Consider the following 16,688-nt stretch of genomic DNA (forward strand, 5'->3'; position numbering starts at 1 on the left):
ACAAACAATGAAGCTAGCTGAGCCTCCTTCCCGTATCCCTTCGACTCCCAGGATCTTGATTGGTAAGAATCGCCAGGGACACTGGATCGCGCGCGAACAGAATGGTCTATTTGGCGGAGTATTTGTGAACCGCAGCCAGGCATTGAAATACGCTCTCAGCGTTGGCCATCATTCAGAACTCGTTGTCGAACTGACGGAGGAGATCGAGCTCGATATTTTCTGATCTTTTCACTGCGCTCTCCGCTCGGAATGACTTGGTGCGCCTGCCAGCTTCGGGATGGAAGCTATCGCGGTGAGATGGTGCTGGAGGCTTACTCCGGTTGAACCTCGCGTTGGCCAACTAAAAGAACCGAACCATGATATGGAGCCGTGTTTAGGCAAGCGCGCTTCCTACCAGGATTTGGAAGAGCTTGAGCCCCTCGTTTCGGCTGCGATCAGTAACGAAACCAGAGTGCAAGGACGCCCGCCTCCACCTCAAACGCTCCGCGGTCGGATGGAGATGACGATACTTCTCAAATCGAAGTGACGCTGTGCGAGACAGCGCGGTCCTGAGGACGTACAGCGACACGAACGGTGACGCCGCATCTAATCGAGCCGACAGACTACCGGATGGGCCCATACAATTCATCAGGAGATTACGTATGATCCATACCAGGGCCGCAGTCAGACAAATCAGTCCTTGGCCCCCATGTCGCGGTCGAGGTTGGCGCACCGACTGGAACGCGCACAATGGTGGAACACGAACTTACATTCGGTCTTCGTTCACGAAACTAGAAGTCTTTGCAAAACCAGAATATCGTAGTTTTTTTCACCGTGGGAAAACGCCCCCGGGAGACATCCCACAATCGAAAGGCCGCATTTTCGTTCTGCGAAGGCAATAGCGTTCGGCGCATCGGCAAATGTCATTGCTAAGACGCAATGTAGATTGTCTGTCCTTGGTTGCCTTAGAATAGCACGCGCAAGCGCGGATCCGACTCCTTTGCTACGAAAGGGCCCTTGAACAAAGAGCGATAGCTCCGCTGTCTGCCGCACCCCTTCATTGACATGGTGCTGAGTAAGTGCTGCCCATCCGATCACGTTACCTTTTCTAATACACGTGTAGGATACAAATGAGGGACGACGTGCGAATATGAATTCATGCATCTCTGCGACGCTCCAACGACGTGTTCCTTGCGTCGATTCCCGGTCTCGGCAAGCGGCCGTATAGATTTCAGTTACTTCAGGTAAATCGCATTCTCGCAGCCGGCGCAGTTCGTACCGCATTTTTACCGTCCAACTCGTTTGGGATGACGCGGGTTAATTCAGACGTGTATTTCAATGACGAGTGGCGCACTCTTCCCGTCGACTTTTCTTCGCCGAGGAGCCCTCTGGTTAGTAACCTTTAACGTGCAATCAGGTGACGTGCGCGATGCCGCCTGAGTTCTCTAACGCAGCTATTCTCCCTTTCGCCCACAACGTCATGATCGTGGGAGTTTCGTTCGCGATACATGTGAGTGAACCGTCCCTCTACTGACGTTCCTAAGCAACGGCACTGCAGAAGGCCACCCAAGTTCATCGAGGACATACACCGAACGCTAATGTACAACTAGCCTCCCGAAACCTACCAGAGACCGTAGCTGGTGGAAGCGGTTATGATGGTCGTATCGTTGACCACACGAACTCTGACTGTGCTCTCCACGAGAGTGTCTAGTCTAGCCGCCTAAGCAACCGGGAGCGGTTGCCGGGCGGGCCAATCACTTCATAGCTCGCGTTAACATTACAACCAGCAATCAAACAGATCGGAGGTGCTAGTGATTCGACGCGCAAAATGTTCAGATGTTGAAGACATCACGGCAATTTATAATCAAGCGATAGCACCTGGCGTCTTTGCCACAAGTCAGGTGTCGCCTGACACTCCCTCCGAACGTTTGGCTTGGCTTGAGCAGCATCAAGGTCCGTATGCGGCTTTCGTCTATCAAGATGACAGCAGGAAGACAATCGCCTGGTGCTCGCTAAATGCGTTTTCAGTTCGTCCTGAATATATAGAGCTCCCCGAGGTCTCATTTTATGTTGATGAAAAACACCGAAGAAGGGGAATTGGGAAGTTGATGCTCGCGCATTTGATCGACACCGCCAACACTTTTGGACTACGTGGGCTGTTCGGCCGCACCTTTGAGAGAAATGTGGGAGCAATCAAGAATTTCAATCTGTTCGGATTTCGACGTGTCGCCACCTTGCGCGAACTCTCACGTATTCGAGGTGAATGGCACAATGACGTATGGCTGTGGAAGCAGTTGCGGTGATGTCTGCCTTCCTCTGGCGGGCGCCAAACAGGGGGCACCGAGCCGCCACGAAGAGCTCCTAAAGTCCACGCGAGCTCAAGCACTGCAATCGCCCTGCGCAGTAAAACGCCATCAGCGGCACGGACATCGGCTAACACTGCCGACAGGAGACGCACTTCGTTTGCGAAAATGCGCTGCCTTACACGGGTCTATGCGAACTAGGATACGGCCGGAACCCTGCTTGCGCTCGCGCCTCCCCAGGTGAAACGACTAATCGCGAGGCCGCATGCAGCCTTTTGTCCACTAGCTGCAAATCGTCGTTCTGACCCCGACAGCGGCATGAACTCTGTCCAATCTAAGGTTCTGGCCGTCTTCAATGGACACTTACCTTTTCAGACGAACTCAGTTGTCTATTGGCACGCGCGTTGCTAGCGGCACCATGCAGCCTGGCCGCAATAGCGGAGCCCAGGCTGGCCGCAACTCGCCGGGTGCTTCGAGTGATTTATGTTGACGGTCAGGCCACCCTGCGTGATGTGGAACTCAGACGAGAGTTTCGCTGTAGGAGAATGTAATGAGGCTGCTGATACTCACTAACACCCTCGACTGCTTAGGCGAGAACGACGCACCTATCAGTAACGCGTTTCGCCGGTTGGGTTGGGAGGTAATTATCGGCGAGTTGAATTCAATTTCGGCAGACGATTATCGCTTTTTCACAAAAGGAGTTCTAACGCCTCAAAACGCCGAGCCGTATCATCCCGGCTGCGTCGCAAGAGGAACTCGAAATGCTTATTTTCTCGACGAATGCCAATTAGTCTGGGTCATGGGCCATCCTCAGGATCGTGTATCTCTTGACATCTGGCAAATGCTTTGGCTGGCTTCTCGTACCACGTCCTTTGTTAACAGCATCGAAGGTCTGGTATTCCTTACTCCAAAACATGCATTGGGCTACGTCGTGCCTAAGGCAAACAGAGCTCTGTCGTACATATCGAACGATTTTTCGCTGCTATGGGATCGCTGCCAAGAAACTTCAGATCAGTGGTGGGTAGCTAAGCCGCCAAATTCCACCTGCGGACAAAATGTCTTTGTACTTACCCCCAAAGGGCCAAATGTCCGAGCAATCCTGCAATGCCTTACTGGAAATACAACTGCGCACAAAGATAGCTATGGCGAACTGGGCGGCTTCAAAGCCGAGTACGCCGTTCTTCAGAAGTATATTCCTGAAGTGGTCCGCGGCGAAAAGCGTATCATCGTTGCTTGCGGAGAGGCAGTCGCTTGGCACGGTCGAATCGGGCATCCAGACGATCACAGGTCAAATATAGTGCTAGGAGGAACACCTATTCCGGTCGACCTGAATGAAAATGAAATTCAGCTAGCCGAGTCGGTCGGTCGGAAGCTTATGGCTCACGGAATCAACTTCGTTGGAATTGACGTTGCTTATCCCTACATAATCGAAGTAAATCTTGTAAATCCGGGAGGGCTATACGACTTGCAGTGTGCGTCTGGGGTAGATCGCTCAGATAAAGTTTCCGAGTTGATCATTGCTCACTTCAAGAATAATTCGCGTTCCTGAAACGCGCTTTGCACTCGGAGACGAAAAATCGATATCACCGCGTTATCTTGCGTGCTGGAAGGATGATGGACGACTGCTTCGACGATGCCGATGGAGAGCTTCTTCCGCAAATGGAGAAAGAGTTTAAGATCGATGCGCGCGGTCCGATGGAGATTTAAGGCATAGATGGATGGCTGACCAGACGCCTTAAAAGTTGTCTTCGCGGGCGCCGCAGCACGCAAGGCTTGGCGCTTACCATCAAGCGCCTTGACGCGGCAAATTGTCCTCGGCGGCGGCCGGCACGATATCGATTTCGGCGGCATAGATGGCCTGTATGCTCAAGGCCTATGTTTATGCCCGTACTTTTCATGGTGATCCTCCCTCAGATCGATCTTCGACCTGGTGATGTCTCAAGCTGCGGTTGGCGTGCAAGGCGGTTGCGTTGTCGGGGAAGAGAAAGCGGCCTGAAGGCTCTCGGACGGTCAGGATGCTCCCTCGCTTGAGCTGAACATAGATTTACTTTTGAGAATCCCGAGGCGGGCTGCCAATTGGGTTGCTGTCAAATGGTCTGCGACCGGAGGCGATGATGGCCCAATGCTCGGCACCACCGTCGGAGCCCGCAAACATCGTCATTTTCCGGTTGAGTGTGATCGGGTGGATAGCGCATTCGACAACGTTGTTGTCCATTTCGGTACGGCCACCACCGATGAAGCCGTGTCAGACCTTCCCAGCGTGAGAGTGCATAGCGGATGGGTTGGCAACTTGCGCCCCTTTGGCTGATCAATGCCGACGCCAGGGCAAACTGTACTTCCGCTTCGGAATGACCGCCCCCGGCTTCTCACAACCGACGTCGCCAGCCAAACATTGCTGCGGCGACAATCCATGCGGTCGCGCTAGCGAACAAATCCAGTCGTCGCCGCTCGCAGAGATCTCCGCAACGATCCCCGCACTCGCGCATTCGCGCCGTGCCATCACGGTCTCTCGGTCGAAACCATCGAGAGCCTTCGCACCTGAGCGGCAGGCAGATAGGTCGGCAGAGTTGCGAGTTTCCATAGTTGCATCGATGGAAACCAATCCGCCAACGGACTCGCGTTCGGCCCCCGATGGTGGAGGTAACGGAAAACGGCGCGCAACGACCAGCACATCGCCTTGCCTGTTGCGGGCTTCGATCCCGGGCGTGGCGCTCAATGTGGTGGATCACGTCCTGTCGGCCGATCTTGCATAGGGCGACGACGCGGCTGGACTACACTTCATGCAGGAAGCTGCGGATGTCCGGGAGATCGAGGACGATGGACAGGCCAAGCCGCGCTCTGATCGCAGGTAGACGTCGAGTTTCTTGAAGATCCGTTCGTGCGAGATGACAGGCGGCAGCACCAACGGAGCGATCGCGCCCTCTTCGCGCAGCACCGACGGCCATCGCTTGAGCGCGTTATCAACTGGTTGGATAGACTGCCTCCCGCCTCGATGTCTGACGTACCGCACTCAACGGCCTGAGGTTGACGAGCTTGTAGCGACGGCCCGCGATCCAACTCAAGAGCCCGCCAACCACCTGAGGAAACGCTATGTGCCGCGCCGAACAAGCCTCTCTTCGACGGGACGAGCGGTGTCTCGACGTACCGTCCGTGCAGCCCGCTTCTGAGACGCCCCACAGCCGGCTTCTGTCCAAGTACTCTGCTTCCATCTTCCTGTTCTCCGCTTTTGACAGCGGAGGCAGATGCCGAAGGCAAACGCCGATCAGCGAGAAATCTGGGGGAAAGCGATCCGACTCGGCATAGTTCGGCGGGCGGCATAAAGGGCCACAATGAACCGCGTTGATCTGCCAGCATGGCTCGACGCGCCACAATCCATGCAACTATAGATGAGACGAGCAGGCGCAGGCGGGCTACGAGGGACTTTGACAAGCGATGAAGTCATAATGAAGCCCTTGCTAGTCATTCGGCCCCCTTATTGACGATCAGCCGCTCGAAAGCAGACCGGCCGTATCAGACTCTACGCCGCTGCAATTCAAGAGCTTCTACTTCGTAATTGAGTCACCGTTTCGATCAACGCTTCCTCGAATATCCCCAGCCCCTGATTTAACGTCTCGAGATCGATTGTGAGCGCTGGAAGGAACTTCACAACTTGATCGTCGGGCCCGCATCGTTCGACAATTAATCCCCTCTCAAATGCCCTTCTTGTCGTTGCTTCGGCGATTTCGGTCGTTTGGCAATCGAACCCTAATGCCATACCGCGGCCTCGAACAGAAAACCCATTTCCGTGCTCCGATGCAATAGCCTGAAGTCGGTTTCGCAATAGCGCTCCCATACGACGAACCTCCTCCGAGAACCTCGTGCAGCGCCAGTACATGTTTATGGCTGCGGTTGCAGACACTAGGGCCAGGTTGTTCCCTCGAAACGTTCCAGTGTGTTCTCCCGGGTCCCATGCGTCTAAGCCTTCCTTGATCAACAACATTGACAAAGGAAGACCGTAGCCACTTAGCGACTTTGATAGCACGATGACATCGGGCGACAACGCCGCAAACTCGAAGCTGAAGAACTCACCCGTGCGTCCACAACCCATTTGGATATCGTCCACTACGAAAAGGGCGCCAACATCCTTTGCAATCGTCTGGATGGACTGCAACCACCTCTTGCTAGCTACATTTATTCCACCTTCGCCCTGCACTGTTTCGACCAAAATGGCTGCTGGAGCGTCGATTCCACTGCCGCCATCCATCAACATCTTTCGCACGTACTCAGCCGTATCGACAGCTGAGCCCAGATAACCATCGTAAGGCATGAAAGTTGTGCCAGACAACGAGACGCCGCTGACCTGCCGATAAAAGCGGTTGCCCGACGCAGCAACCGCTCCCAAACTCAAACCATGGTACCCACGAGTGAACGTGATGACATTCTGGCGCTTAGTAACTTTGCGGGCGAGCTTTAGAGCTGCCTCAATTGCGTTGGCTCCTGTTGGCCCCGTGAACTGGTAACGGTACTGCAGCCCTCGGCTCTCGAGTATGACAGAATTGAAAGTCTCCATGAATTCGATCTTAGCAGGAGTTGCCATGTCAAGCCCATGGATCATAGCATCTGACGCCAGATACTCGGTAACAGCAGCTTTGATACCGTGATTGTTGTGGCCGTAATTGAGTGCCCCAGCACCGGAGAAGAAGTCAATCATCTGCCGACCATTCTGAGTCAAGATGATGGAGCCGCGAGCACGACTGAAAACAGCAGGAAACAAACGTGAGTATGAGCGGACCTTGGATTCGAGCTCTTCAACGGCGCGCAACTGACGCGCTTCAACACTAATCGCCTCGCCCATTGGACGTCTCCTCAGCAATGGTGAATACATCTGCAACCTTGTCTGGCTGGTCGGGTGGCTTCATACATTATTGGTTTCTCCCAGGTAGTTGCAAAAGAAGCGAGAGCAATGAAACTACCAGAACCTGTAGTCTCTGAGGGAGCGCCCCTGCGTATGCACGTCGTAGCCAGAATGACATTGGCCGCCGCATTGGGCACGCGAGATCGCAGCTCTCGGTCATAAGGTCCGGCTCATTCCGCCGGCTTATGTCAAACCCTTCGTCAAGCGTGGTAAGACGGATGCGGCGGACGCGGAGGCCATCAGCGAAGCGGTGACCCGAAAGACCATGCGCTTCGTGCCGATTAAGACGGCTGAGCAACAGGCTGCCGCGATGGTGCTGAAGACCCGCGCTCTTCTAGTGCGGCAGCGAACGCAGGCGGTCAACGCGTTGCGCGCGCATCTGGCAGAATTGGGGATCATCGCCACCGCCGGCCTCGGAAGGTTGAGGCGCTGGTCGCAATCATACGGGATGAAACAGATGCTCGCCTGCCCACAGCAGCGCGCTTCGCGCTGATGGCTATTGCCGACGAGATTGAAGCTTCAGCCGACCAGATCGAGAGGCTCGAGCGCGCAATCGTCGTGGAGGCGAATCGCGACGAGGACATGCGTCAGTTGACCACAATCCCTGGCGTCGGCGCCATTACGGCGGCGACCATCGAGGCGCTTGTGCCGGATTCCGTCGGGTTCAAGTTGGCTCGGCACTTTGCCGCCTGGCTGGGATAGACGCCGCGGTCTCATTCAAGCGGAGGCAAAGAGCGGCTGGGACGAATATGCAGGATGGGAAATCCGGAACTCCGCTCTCTCCTCGTTGTCGGGGCAACGGCCGTCTTGCGCGTCGTCCGAAACGACGCTCGGGCGCGGCCGCGGCTGAAGGCCCTTCTCGCCAGACGGCCCTTCAAGGTTGCCGCCGTCGCGCGGGCCAATGAGACGGCGCGGATCATCTGGGCGCTCCTGAACAAGGGCGGAATCTATCGGCGTCCCGACCCATTGGCGGTCACCGCGGTGACGCAGTGACCGCCAAAATGATCTGACCGGCGCAGGCCGGCAGAGGGCAAGGTGCAACAACAGGCGATCAACCTTGGGACGAGATCCCGAAACGAATGAAGCTACTGGCCCCAATGCGCTCAAGCGCGTAAACTTGATTTGGCTCCTCGTTCCGCGGATCTCATCTAGGCCAGCGGCCATATTGTGCCCCGCGCAAAGGCCGGACATATGACCGCACCGTCCCAATGTGTGAAATCGACTGAAAAAGCTCTTGTCTCGCGGGCCAATGGTATGGACCCCGCCCTCGCCGCGGTGAAATCTCGAGCGTCAACTGCAGTGAAGGAGGATATCATGCAGGTCGTTCGGATAGGTCTAGATTTGGCGAAGTATGTCTTCGAAGTTCAGGGCGTCGACAACCACGGGAAAGTCGTTGTGCGAAAGAGGTTGCGTCGCGATGCGGTGGCCTGCTTTTTCGCCAATTTACCGGCCTGCCTGGTCGGCATGGAGGCTTCCAACGGGGCACACTATTGGGCTCGCGTGCTCACGGCGCTTGGCCATCAGGTCCGACTGATGACCCCTCAGTTCGTGACGCCATACGTCAAGTCAAACAAGAACGACCAGAACGATGCGGAGCCATCTGCGAAGCGGTCGGCCGTCCGTCCATGCCACCGAAATCAACCGATCAGCTGGCGGTACAGGCTGTCCACCGCATTCGCCGACGCCTGGTCGCCGACCGGGTCAGGCACGCCAACCAGATTCGCGGTCTTCTGTCCGAGCATGGCATTGTCATTGCCCGTGACATCGCGCAGCTGCGGCGCGGCCTCTCTGTCATCGTAGGGAACATCAATGACGGCCTCAGCGAGATGCTCCGAGCGCTCATGAGGGAATTGCAAGAGGAGTTGTCGGAGCTTGATACCCGCATTGCAGCCTATGACCGGCGGATAAGGGAAATCTTCCGACGAATGAGCAGTGCCAGCGGCTCGGTAAAACAGCCTTGATCGCTGCCGTAGGCGATAGAAGCTGTTTCAAGAACGGCCGCCAGTTCGCGGCTTGGCTTGGCCTGGTGCCGAAGCAGCGATCCAGTGGAGGGCTTGCCCGCTTGTTCGGCATCAGCAAACGCGGCGATCGATACCTGCGGACGCTGATGATTCACGGAGCTCGCGCCGCTTTAAGCCGGGCCACTGGCAAGCGGCATCCGCGAAGCCTCTGGCTCGGCAAAATTCGGCAACGGCGCCATCCCAATGTCGCGGCCGTGGCTCTTGCCAACAAGAATGCGCGGGTCGTGTGGGCTATGCTCACAGGCGACGCAGCTTATGAGCCGGCGCTGTCGGTGAAGGCGGCCTGAAGCGAAGCGGCAATCAAGGAAAGGAGGTCTCACCCGGCAATTGCAACAAATGGCAGGAGATGGCGAAACGGTCACCCCGTCGCTTCCCGAACCTGATGTGTGGACTGGCACGGCTTGCGCCGATGTCTCGGGGCCGTTGAGGTGGAAGCGGGCGAAAACCATCGAGGCTCTCGGCGGAGACGTTGTCCAGCCGCATCAAGAAGCCGGATATACGTCTGCAGTTGTGACCGTCGATCCTGATGAAGCCGGTCGTTGCAATCGGGCGGGGTCCATATACGTTCCACATATGGGGGCAAGGTCACATAAAGACTGGCAACGCATTCAAAGACCCCTGAAAAGCAAGCAAAGCCACTTCCTGAATTTTGCGACGCGGAATAGTGCGGTCGAGCGCCATTCCAAAACCCTTTTCTCGACCAAAGTCCAGGAGAGGTGCGCGGCTACGCCTGAAGAGACAACGCCATAGACAATGTTCAAAAGCCAGAAGGAGCCGCCTGGAAGCAGTTGACAGGCTGCCTGTTGGAAGGGGTAGCCGTAGAGGTAGATGCCGTAAGAATAGTCGGCGCCGCGCCCCAGAAGCGTTCGCCTCGGATTAAGTAGTCCGATGTACGCCGTTGAGTAGGCAACAAACGGTGTCGCAAGGTAAGACGTCGGTCTGAAGTAGACGAGCACGAAAGACAGTGTGAGGCTCAGAACGAACAGCGGAAGCGAGAAAGGCAACGAGTTCCGGACGAGATAAATTGCAACTCCGAACATAAACGGGAGGATTAGGTCTCCGCGGCTAAAGGAAACAATGATTAGCTCTCCGCGCACACGAGAAATAGTAGGGAAGGTGCCTCCTTCTGCAGAGAACGCAAGCAGCGAAAATAACACTACGCCCGCGAAAAGAAAGGGTCTCTTGGAAAGCCCAGCTATTCCTAAAGCTGCGATTGCAGCGTAACACTCGAGTTCAAAAGGAACGGTCCAAATTGATCCATTTGCATAGTGCGGAGGAGGTCGGTTCTCGAAAACGCCGGGAAGGTACAGATGCACCCAGCCTACTATATTGCCGATGTAGCGCCAGAATTCTGGATTGGCAAAATAGTCGCTTAGAGACAGCGACGTTAAGAACGGGCCCAACAGTAGGGCAGAAATTAGCACCTCAACGCAAAGGGCTGGAAAAATTCGCAGGAACCTCAGGGTTAGAAACGCCAGAACGGTGTTGCGTTCCAGACTTCCTGCGACCAAGAATCCACTCAGGGCAAAGAAACTTGGGACGATAAACTTCACCATTGGATGCAGCGGACCACGCCACAACGTCTCTAAAGCGACATCGATGCCGTAGCATATTGATATGCTATGGACCGATATGACGCTGATCGAGAGAAAACTCCGAAGATAATCAAAGCCGGATGGTCGATTCTCCGCGCGTATCAATCGATCCGAGATCGTCTCATTGCCGAACAACCATCTGATCATAACTCGCCCCCGTCTTACTTTGAACCTAGTCGGTCCTTGTCCATCGGCGCACATGCCACGGAGAATGGACATGAGAAAGCCGGCGCATCGCGCGAATTTCAGATCGCTGCCAAACGCATTTTTACCGTTCGGTAGACAATAGGTCAGTGCTTGGTCGGGGCGGATCGGCATACCGATTGAGCTGTTCGGCGCTCGTAGTCGGAACTTCGGGCGGCTCCAATGGAGCCGCTAAGCGCGCCGCGGCCTCTCACAAGATCGAAGAACCGATCCCGACAATCCTCACATTCGCTATCTCTGATGACGAGTTCGTTTTAAATGACCGCGCCCTTCCCGTTACTCTTGTCGTACACACCGCGCACACACGCTTCGTGGCGACGGTAGTTGCGACAGGCATCGGCTTGCGAAGCGCGGTTACCATCAAGAACCAACGCCGTTAAGTTCGGTGCTTGCGGGTCCTCCAGAGGCAGACCGACGCAGAAGTCGGAGTCAACCTTCAGCGATTCAGGCATTCCAAATGCTTCGTCGAGCATACTGCAACTCCTTTCGCTTAGAAGATCGAAGGCCATACCGAGATCGCGTATGAAGCATCACCTCACGATGGCGGCACGAAAAGAGCGGCTTCGGTCTTGTGATTGACGCGGGATAGCCGATTGACATCGGGATTTACGTTGTTGCCGTTTGGCGTCTAGCATAGACAGGGCGATGCGGAGGTCCACCCCACATTGAATGCACCAGCAACGGCCGTGCCAAACGACGTTTAAGCTGGCTTGCACCCGCTTAGAAAGACATTACAATTCAGGGCGCCACGCGCTTCGTTTCATCCAATTCGCCGAATCGATTGAGTTGCTTACATGGCGCATAGAGCCAGCCGATGTGTAAGAGGGCGGACCGTGCTTCGCAGGAGCGCGTCATGTCATTGATGGGAAGACGCGGATGTCAGGAACACACCAAACTGCATGAATCGCGACATGCGCCAAGAGGGTCGGCTGCATCGCGTGACGCTGGCCCAAATCCTACTTTGTTCTCGGTGAGATAAACCAGGAGGCCGCTATGCCACGCGACACACTGCTTCTCATTGTCTTCGACCGCCTGAGAATTCGCGCGTCCGTTTACTGCAACCCTCATTGCGCTATTGCTATGAGCCGGAGGAATATCAGAGCCAAAACAATAGGCCCATGGAGCCGTCCCAGTATTCTCTGGATGAGGTGACGGCTGTTACCTGCCGCTATTGACTGAGAAACATCTCGATGACCGCTAGTGAGCAGCCTCTCAACTGGTATTTTTAAGCTTAGTCGCCAGAACATAGGGACACAACCGAGGCCTTTGGGGCTCGCTGAACTCAGGAAGGCTCGGTCCGCTTCCAATTGCGGATGGCATCTCAATCGCCAACGATCGTGAGACGCTCATCTTCCGATTCAGCTTTGATAGTGCAGAGGGAAAGACTGTGGCTCGCTTCCGCGCGGGCCAGGCGTTTACGGGAACGGTCCAAGCTGCCAATCAAACGGCGCCTTGAGCAACAGTCTCCCATGAACATCACATGTTATGCAGAGCAGCCTCTCGTTTTTTTCGGAGATGCGGCCTAAGCCGCTTTGGGGCGATCGAGTGCGAATGCAGAACGAGCCTATCACAATGCGGCGACGCTATCTGCTCTCCCTGATTGATACCGTGGCAAGCAGCGCCGCATATACCACACGATGACCGCGCTCAAGAGCGGACGCGGCGTCTTGCTCGTTGCTAATCTTCTCGAACGCGCTGATTCCTTCGAGTTCACCGGCATACCGCCGGATGAACGCGTGGGGCGCGCGGCCGAGTTCGGCGCAGCCATCCATCCTCAATACAGGACAGAGTTCGAGAACGGCATCGCCGTCCCCTGGCACCGGATGCCACTCGCGCTCGGCCGCAGCGCCCACTGGTCCGATGAGGCCCGCAAGCAGCACTATCGCAATCTGTGTCGGATCGACGGGCGCATCTTGCTCGCAGGTGAGTTGTGTCGGCACTGCCGGTCTGGCAGGAGGGCGCGATGCTCTCCTCACTCGATGCCATCGCGCGGCTGCACGAGCGGGTGATCAAGACATGACCATCCGCCGCATAAAGCATGTCACCTTCGCGCCATGGCGGCGCTGTTGTTGCAGTCGTCGTATTCCGTGCTCGGCGAAACGATCCGCCGGAGCTGAATAGCCGCCATTTTCCCCAGCTATCGCTTTGTCGAAACGAGTGGCGAGCAGCTGTATGTCAATGTGTGCCGCGGTTGCCACATGGCCGATGCGATGGGGGCGAGAGCCGCAGCCACCTATCCGTCGCTCGTCGCCAATCGCAATCTCGAAGCAAGCTTTGAAGTGATCGATGTTATCCTCAACGGCCGCCGCGGCATGCCCCCTTTCGGCGAAATGATGAGCGACGACCAAGTCGCCGCAGCCGTGAACTACCTACGCACGCATTTCGGAAACAGCTACTCAGATGCAGTTATGGCGAGTGACGTGCAGCGGCGCGAAGGTAAAGGTACAAGATAAATAATAACGGGAAACGACGCTCTCCATGCCCCACTTGTGGACAGCCCCGCTGGGAGACGGTTTAGCCGGCCTTCTTCGCGAGGGCTTCAGTAGTTATCCCAGCAGGATTGTGTATGGCATCGCTTGCGGCATACTACCATTCGCCCATACACGCCTCCTTCGCAAAGTTTGATAGGATTTGGCGCACTTTCGCGTTGGACCTAACTACCGGGAAGCCCTTCAGGATCGTTGGCGATCTCGCCAATCACACGAGCTTGGGCTCCGACACAGTTGCCGAACGAATAGTCGCTCACTTCAAGAAGAGCTCGTCTTCATGATTTGCACGTACGGGTCATGAAGTTAAACTGAATTATTTGATTCGATATATGTAAATGATCCAACCTTATCGCTTAACCTCGTGCTCTTGGACGCTTCTGAGCTTGCTGCCGGTTTGATGGACACCAGACCTTGCCCCAACCATTGCGCGATGAACGATCGGCCGAGGCCTCGCCACCGCGAAGGCGAGAAGCGCTTCGGTCGAAAGGCCACACTCAATCAAGTGCAGCGGCGCCGGCCTGAACTACGCCATCGCCATGCATAGCTATGGTTCGCGTGTCGCGTGACGATCACGCGGAACTTTGCGTGTGCCCAGATCGACGCGTATTGAACACATCCTCGCCGATCAGAAACTTCTTCAGCCCGGTCTCAATCAGAAGACATCTCGGGTCCGAAGGGATCTCCACGTGCCAGATGCGCGCCGAACTCCTTGCTCTGCCACGGCGCGCGTTGCGGCTTAACCTTGCCCCCTGTCTTGGCCAGTTCGGCTGCGATGCCCGCCACGCCGATGGCAATCTCGTCAAACACGAAGGCGATCTGCTTATTCCTTGGCTTGTGGCTCCGCAACCGTTCTGAGCGGGTGCCGTAAAGCGTGCGCTTCAAGCTCTTCACGATCGCCGTCAACTCCAGGATCCACGCGTCGGCCGTCTAGTTAACCGCGGGGAGATCGAAAGTTCGCCGCAGTCAGTATTGCAACCTCGGACACGATGCGGCTGTTCTCCGCCTCAATCACCAACCATTCTGGTGCCGAAGCGAGAATCGTGCATGGGCATCGGAAGGGTCGTCGGAAGCTTTACAACAGGCGGAGCCAGTGCCGCCCATCACAGCAGAGTTGCGCCCATCTCTTCCAAGCCTTTCAGCGCCTCAATTCAATTCGCCGCAAGGTATCAACTCGCCGATTGGGCTTCACAACCGTACCATCATCCAATCTACTGCAGCGACGTGTCAGCTCCTGTCCTAAATTGCGGACTTTCCCGCAAACCGAGTTTTCAACGCAGTGTAACGGTTCGGCCGGGCGGCGCATCTGCCGATCGGCGGCATACTGATCGCTACCACAATCGGCGAGACAAACAACTTGGTGCGTGGCCTAAGTGCAGCCAGCCACATCGCAGCCGGTGCTGCTGGTCATGAGATCACCAACGACCGCTTCCTATGGCTAAGCTAGAAGGCTTCAACCTTTACCGCGCGATCTGCTCAGCGAAATGGGACAGGCGCAGGGCCGCTTCCTCGATTTCCGCGTCGGAGGCACCAAGGTTGATGCGCAAATGACCAGTTGCGCTTTCGCCAAAACCATCTGCGGGTAGGATTGCGACTCCCTCTTGGAGGACTAGGCCCTTAGCAAAGTTATACGCCGAGAGACCAGTGGCGCGCGCATCCAGCATAATGAACATGCCGCCCTCTGGGCGGTAGCAAGACAGCAGGGGAACTGTTTCCATGTAATCGCAAAACTGATCGCGGCGGCGACGATAGGCTGCTCGCAATTCGGGGAGCCCGTTCGGAAACTGCTCCAGCGCCACGACGCCCGCATCTTGGAGAAAAGTAGGAATGCCGTAGGTCGAGCAGAGGGCTACGTTGCCAGCATGACGCACCAGCTCCTGCGGACCGATCATCCAACCGAGCCGCCAACCCGCCATCGCGTGCGACTTGGATAGACTGCTGATGGTGATGGTGCGCTCCGCCATGCCTGGGAGCACACAAGGCGAGACGTGCTGGCCCTCATAGGTAAGTTCACCGTAGACTTCATCCGAAACGAGCCAGAGATTATGATTGCGGCAGAGAGCCGCTATAGCCAGCAATTCGTCTCTCGAATAGACCGCCCCCGTCGGATTATTAGGGGTGGACAAAAAGATCGCGCGGGTTTGTGGAGTGATCGCGGCTTCCATCTCGTTAATTAACGGATGAAACCGGTTTCCTGGCGGCGAGCGGATGCTGACGATGTCGCCGCCGGCAGCAGCGACGGTCCCGGGATAGGTGGTATACATCGGCTCAGGTACTAAGACCTGGTCCCCTGGCTCGACGAGACAAAGGGCCGCGGTGAGCAGCGCGTTCTGCGCGCCGATAGTGACCATGACCTGATCGGCATTGATCGCTTGGAAAGTTTTGCGTGTATGCCGCCGTGCAATCGCCTCGCGCAACGGACGGCCGCCTGCACTAGGGCTGTAATGGGTCCGGCCGGCGGCCAGGTTCTGACGTACAGCGGCGATCGCCCGTTTTGGACTGGCGAAATCGGTGTTTCCGACCGTCAGCAGAATAACTTGATCGCCGCGGTTGCGTTTCTCGATGGCGATCTGATGTATCTCCCAAGCCTCCAATACGCTATCGGCCATTCTGCAGATTCGGGACGAGTAATGCATGGGGTAAGTCCTATTGAGCCTAGAAGATGAGGCTGTTCGCGCCACGGGCCGGAAATCAGCCATTCTGACTATCTTGGTCATTGGCCTGATTGCATCTGACCAACTGATTGCAACACCGCCGACTGCCGAAAGGCCCACGCATCTTACCGCTCCAGCTCGATTACGGTGAGGCGATCATGAACGATGGCTCCCGGGGAAGTGCTCTTTCGATCACGGGCTATCGCGGTTGCGTGGACGTCAAGGGCTAAGGGCCGTCGACAACCGAAACGCAAGCACTTTTCTTCCGGCCTGCCCATTCGCGGGTCCACGATTGAATTCATGAATCGACTACCCCGTCACGTGACGGCCGGACACAGTGCAAACTCCTTGCCACGGATGGGACATAGCTCGTAAATAGGATTAATTGTCAGTGAGCGACGTGCTATTCTGACAGGGTAGTCTCGGAATCGTAGACGTCTCGCAAAAGAGAACACCTTCCAAAGAGGCGAGATACGACCAATAACGCTGTCAATCGGGGATGAGGTTGCGCCAACGTCGCCCTGATGATGGAGACTTACCGGAGAGTTTTTT

At 56.1% G+C, this 16,688-nt stretch carries 13 protein-coding genes and 3 pseudogenes; 8 read left to right on the top strand and 8 right to left on the bottom strand.

The genetic code is table 11. From position 1 onward, the window contains the following. Positions 1-7 precede the first annotated feature (7 nt). A complete protein-coding gene (locus tag GGD66_RS11280; RefSeq protein WP_183257745.1) occupies positions 8-223 on the top strand; it encodes a hypothetical protein in 216 nt (71 codons plus the stop codon). Positions 224-762: 539 nt separating this feature from the next. Here GGD66_RS11280 and GGD66_RS11285 read toward each other — a convergent pair. Then, entirely contained in the window at positions 763-1,263 is a 501-nt protein-coding gene (locus tag GGD66_RS11285) for a GNAT family N-acetyltransferase (RefSeq protein ID WP_183257746.1), read from the bottom strand. Between the two features lie 527 nt (positions 1,264-1,790). Between GGD66_RS11285 and GGD66_RS11290 the strand changes: the two genes are divergently transcribed. Further along, positions 1,791-2,282: a GNAT family N-acetyltransferase gene (locus tag GGD66_RS11290; RefSeq protein WP_183257747.1), complete on the top strand. Its 492-nt coding sequence runs from the start codon at positions 1,791-1,793 to the stop codon at positions 2,280-2,282. A 550-nt stretch (positions 2,283-2,832) separates the two neighbouring features. Next, on the top strand, positions 2,833-3,831 hold the full coding sequence (locus GGD66_RS11295; protein ID WP_183257748.1) for a RimK family alpha-L-glutamate ligase: 999 nt from the start codon (positions 2,833-2,835) through the stop codon (positions 3,829-3,831). Between the two features lie 555 nt (positions 3,832-4,386). On the opposite strand, the pseudogene GGD66_RS11300 reads toward GGD66_RS11295, so the two are convergent. Further along, positions 4,387-4,597 (bottom strand): annotated as a pseudogene (locus tag GGD66_RS11300) (transposase); the annotation flags it as partial. Positions 4,598-5,814: 1,217 nt separating this feature from the next. Further along, positions 5,815-7,116: a diaminobutyrate--2-oxoglutarate transaminase gene (gene ectB, locus GGD66_RS11305; protein WP_246788835.1), complete on the bottom strand. Its 1,302-nt coding sequence runs from the start codon at positions 7,114-7,116 to the stop codon at positions 5,815-5,817. A gap of 232 nt (positions 7,117-7,348) precedes the next feature. On the opposite strand from ectB, the gene GGD66_RS42180 reads away from it, so the two are divergent. The 4 genes and pseudogenes from GGD66_RS42180 (at position 7,349) to GGD66_RS11315 (ending at position 9,484) form a co-directional block, all read left to right on the top strand. Continuing rightward, positions 7,349-7,669, top strand: a complete 321-nt coding sequence (locus GGD66_RS42180; RefSeq protein WP_312014128.1) for a transposase — start codon at positions 7,349-7,351, stop codon at positions 7,667-7,669. A gap of 89 nt (positions 7,670-7,758) precedes the next feature. Continuing rightward, positions 7,759-7,950: pseudogene (locus GGD66_RS42185) on the top strand (transposase); the annotation flags it as partial. A 33-nt stretch (positions 7,951-7,983) separates the two neighbouring features. Further along, on the top strand, positions 7,984-8,169 hold the full coding sequence (locus tag GGD66_RS42190) for a hypothetical protein (RefSeq protein ID WP_312014133.1): 186 nt from the start codon (positions 7,984-7,986) through the stop codon (positions 8,167-8,169). A gap of 321 nt (positions 8,170-8,490) precedes the next feature. Continuing rightward, positions 8,491-9,484: pseudogene (locus GGD66_RS11315) on the top strand (IS110 family transposase). 321 nt (positions 9,485-9,805) lie between these two features. On the opposite strand, the gene GGD66_RS11320 reads toward GGD66_RS11315, so the two are convergent. From GGD66_RS11320 to GGD66_RS11330, 3 genes are all read right to left on the bottom strand, one after another. Next, entirely contained in the window at positions 9,806-10,939 is a 1,134-nt protein-coding gene (locus GGD66_RS11320) for an acyltransferase (protein ID WP_183257749.1), read from the bottom strand. 311 nt (positions 10,940-11,250) lie between these two features. Further along, entirely contained in the window at positions 11,251-11,469 is a 219-nt protein-coding gene (locus GGD66_RS11325) for a hypothetical protein (protein WP_183257750.1), read from the bottom strand. A gap of 1,110 nt (positions 11,470-12,579) precedes the next feature. Then, positions 12,580-12,936, bottom strand: a complete 357-nt coding sequence (locus GGD66_RS11330; protein ID WP_183257751.1) for a hypothetical protein — start codon at positions 12,934-12,936, stop codon at positions 12,580-12,582. Positions 12,937-13,122: 186 nt separating this feature from the next. On the opposite strand from GGD66_RS11330, the gene GGD66_RS11335 reads away from it, so the two are divergent. After that, entirely contained in the window at positions 13,123-13,449 is a 327-nt protein-coding gene (locus GGD66_RS11335; RefSeq protein WP_312014129.1) for a cytochrome c, read from the top strand. 684 nt (positions 13,450-14,133) lie between these two features. Here GGD66_RS11335 and GGD66_RS11340 read toward each other — a convergent pair. Continuing rightward, the gene (locus GGD66_RS11340) at positions 14,134-14,388 is read right to left on the bottom strand and encodes a hypothetical protein (RefSeq protein ID WP_183257753.1); all 255 of its coding nucleotides are present in this window, start codon (positions 14,386-14,388) and stop codon (positions 14,134-14,136) included. Between the two features lie 554 nt (positions 14,389-14,942). After that, positions 14,943-16,091: a pyridoxal phosphate-dependent aminotransferase gene (locus GGD66_RS11345; protein ID WP_183257754.1), complete on the bottom strand. Its 1,149-nt coding sequence runs from the start codon at positions 16,089-16,091 to the stop codon at positions 14,943-14,945. Positions 16,092-16,688 lie beyond the last annotated feature (597 nt).

It is taken from the genome of Bradyrhizobium sp. CIR48 (assembly GCF_014198315.1).
Lineage (GTDB): Bacteria > Pseudomonadota > Alphaproteobacteria > Rhizobiales > Xanthobacteraceae > Bradyrhizobium.

Bases quoted from the DNA above. Each gene is read 5' to 3' on its own strand.
- GGD66_RS11325 (WP_183257750.1), bottom strand. From the start codon at position 11,469: ATGCTCGACGAAGCATTTGGAATGCCTGAATCGCTGAAGGTTGACTCC.
- GGD66_RS11345 (WP_183257754.1), bottom strand. From the start codon at position 16,091: ATGGCCGATAGCGTATTGGAGGCTTGGGAGATACATCAGATCGCCATC.
- GGD66_RS11280 (WP_183257745.1), top strand. From the start codon at position 8: ATGAAGCTAGCTGAGCCTCCTTCCCGTATCCCTTCGACTCCCAGGATC.
- GGD66_RS11285 (WP_183257746.1), bottom strand. From the start codon at position 1,263: ATGCGGTACGAACTGCGCCGGCTGCGAGAATGCGATTTACCTGAAGTA.
- ectB (WP_246788835.1), bottom strand. From the start codon at position 7,116: ATGGGCGAGGCGATTAGTGTTGAAGCGCGTCAGTTGCGCGCCGTTGAA.
- GGD66_RS11320 (WP_183257749.1), bottom strand. From the start codon at position 10,939: ATGATCAGATGGTTGTTCGGCAATGAGACGATCTCGGATCGATTGATA.
- GGD66_RS11295 (WP_183257748.1), top strand. From the start codon at position 2,833: ATGAGGCTGCTGATACTCACTAACACCCTCGACTGCTTAGGCGAGAAC.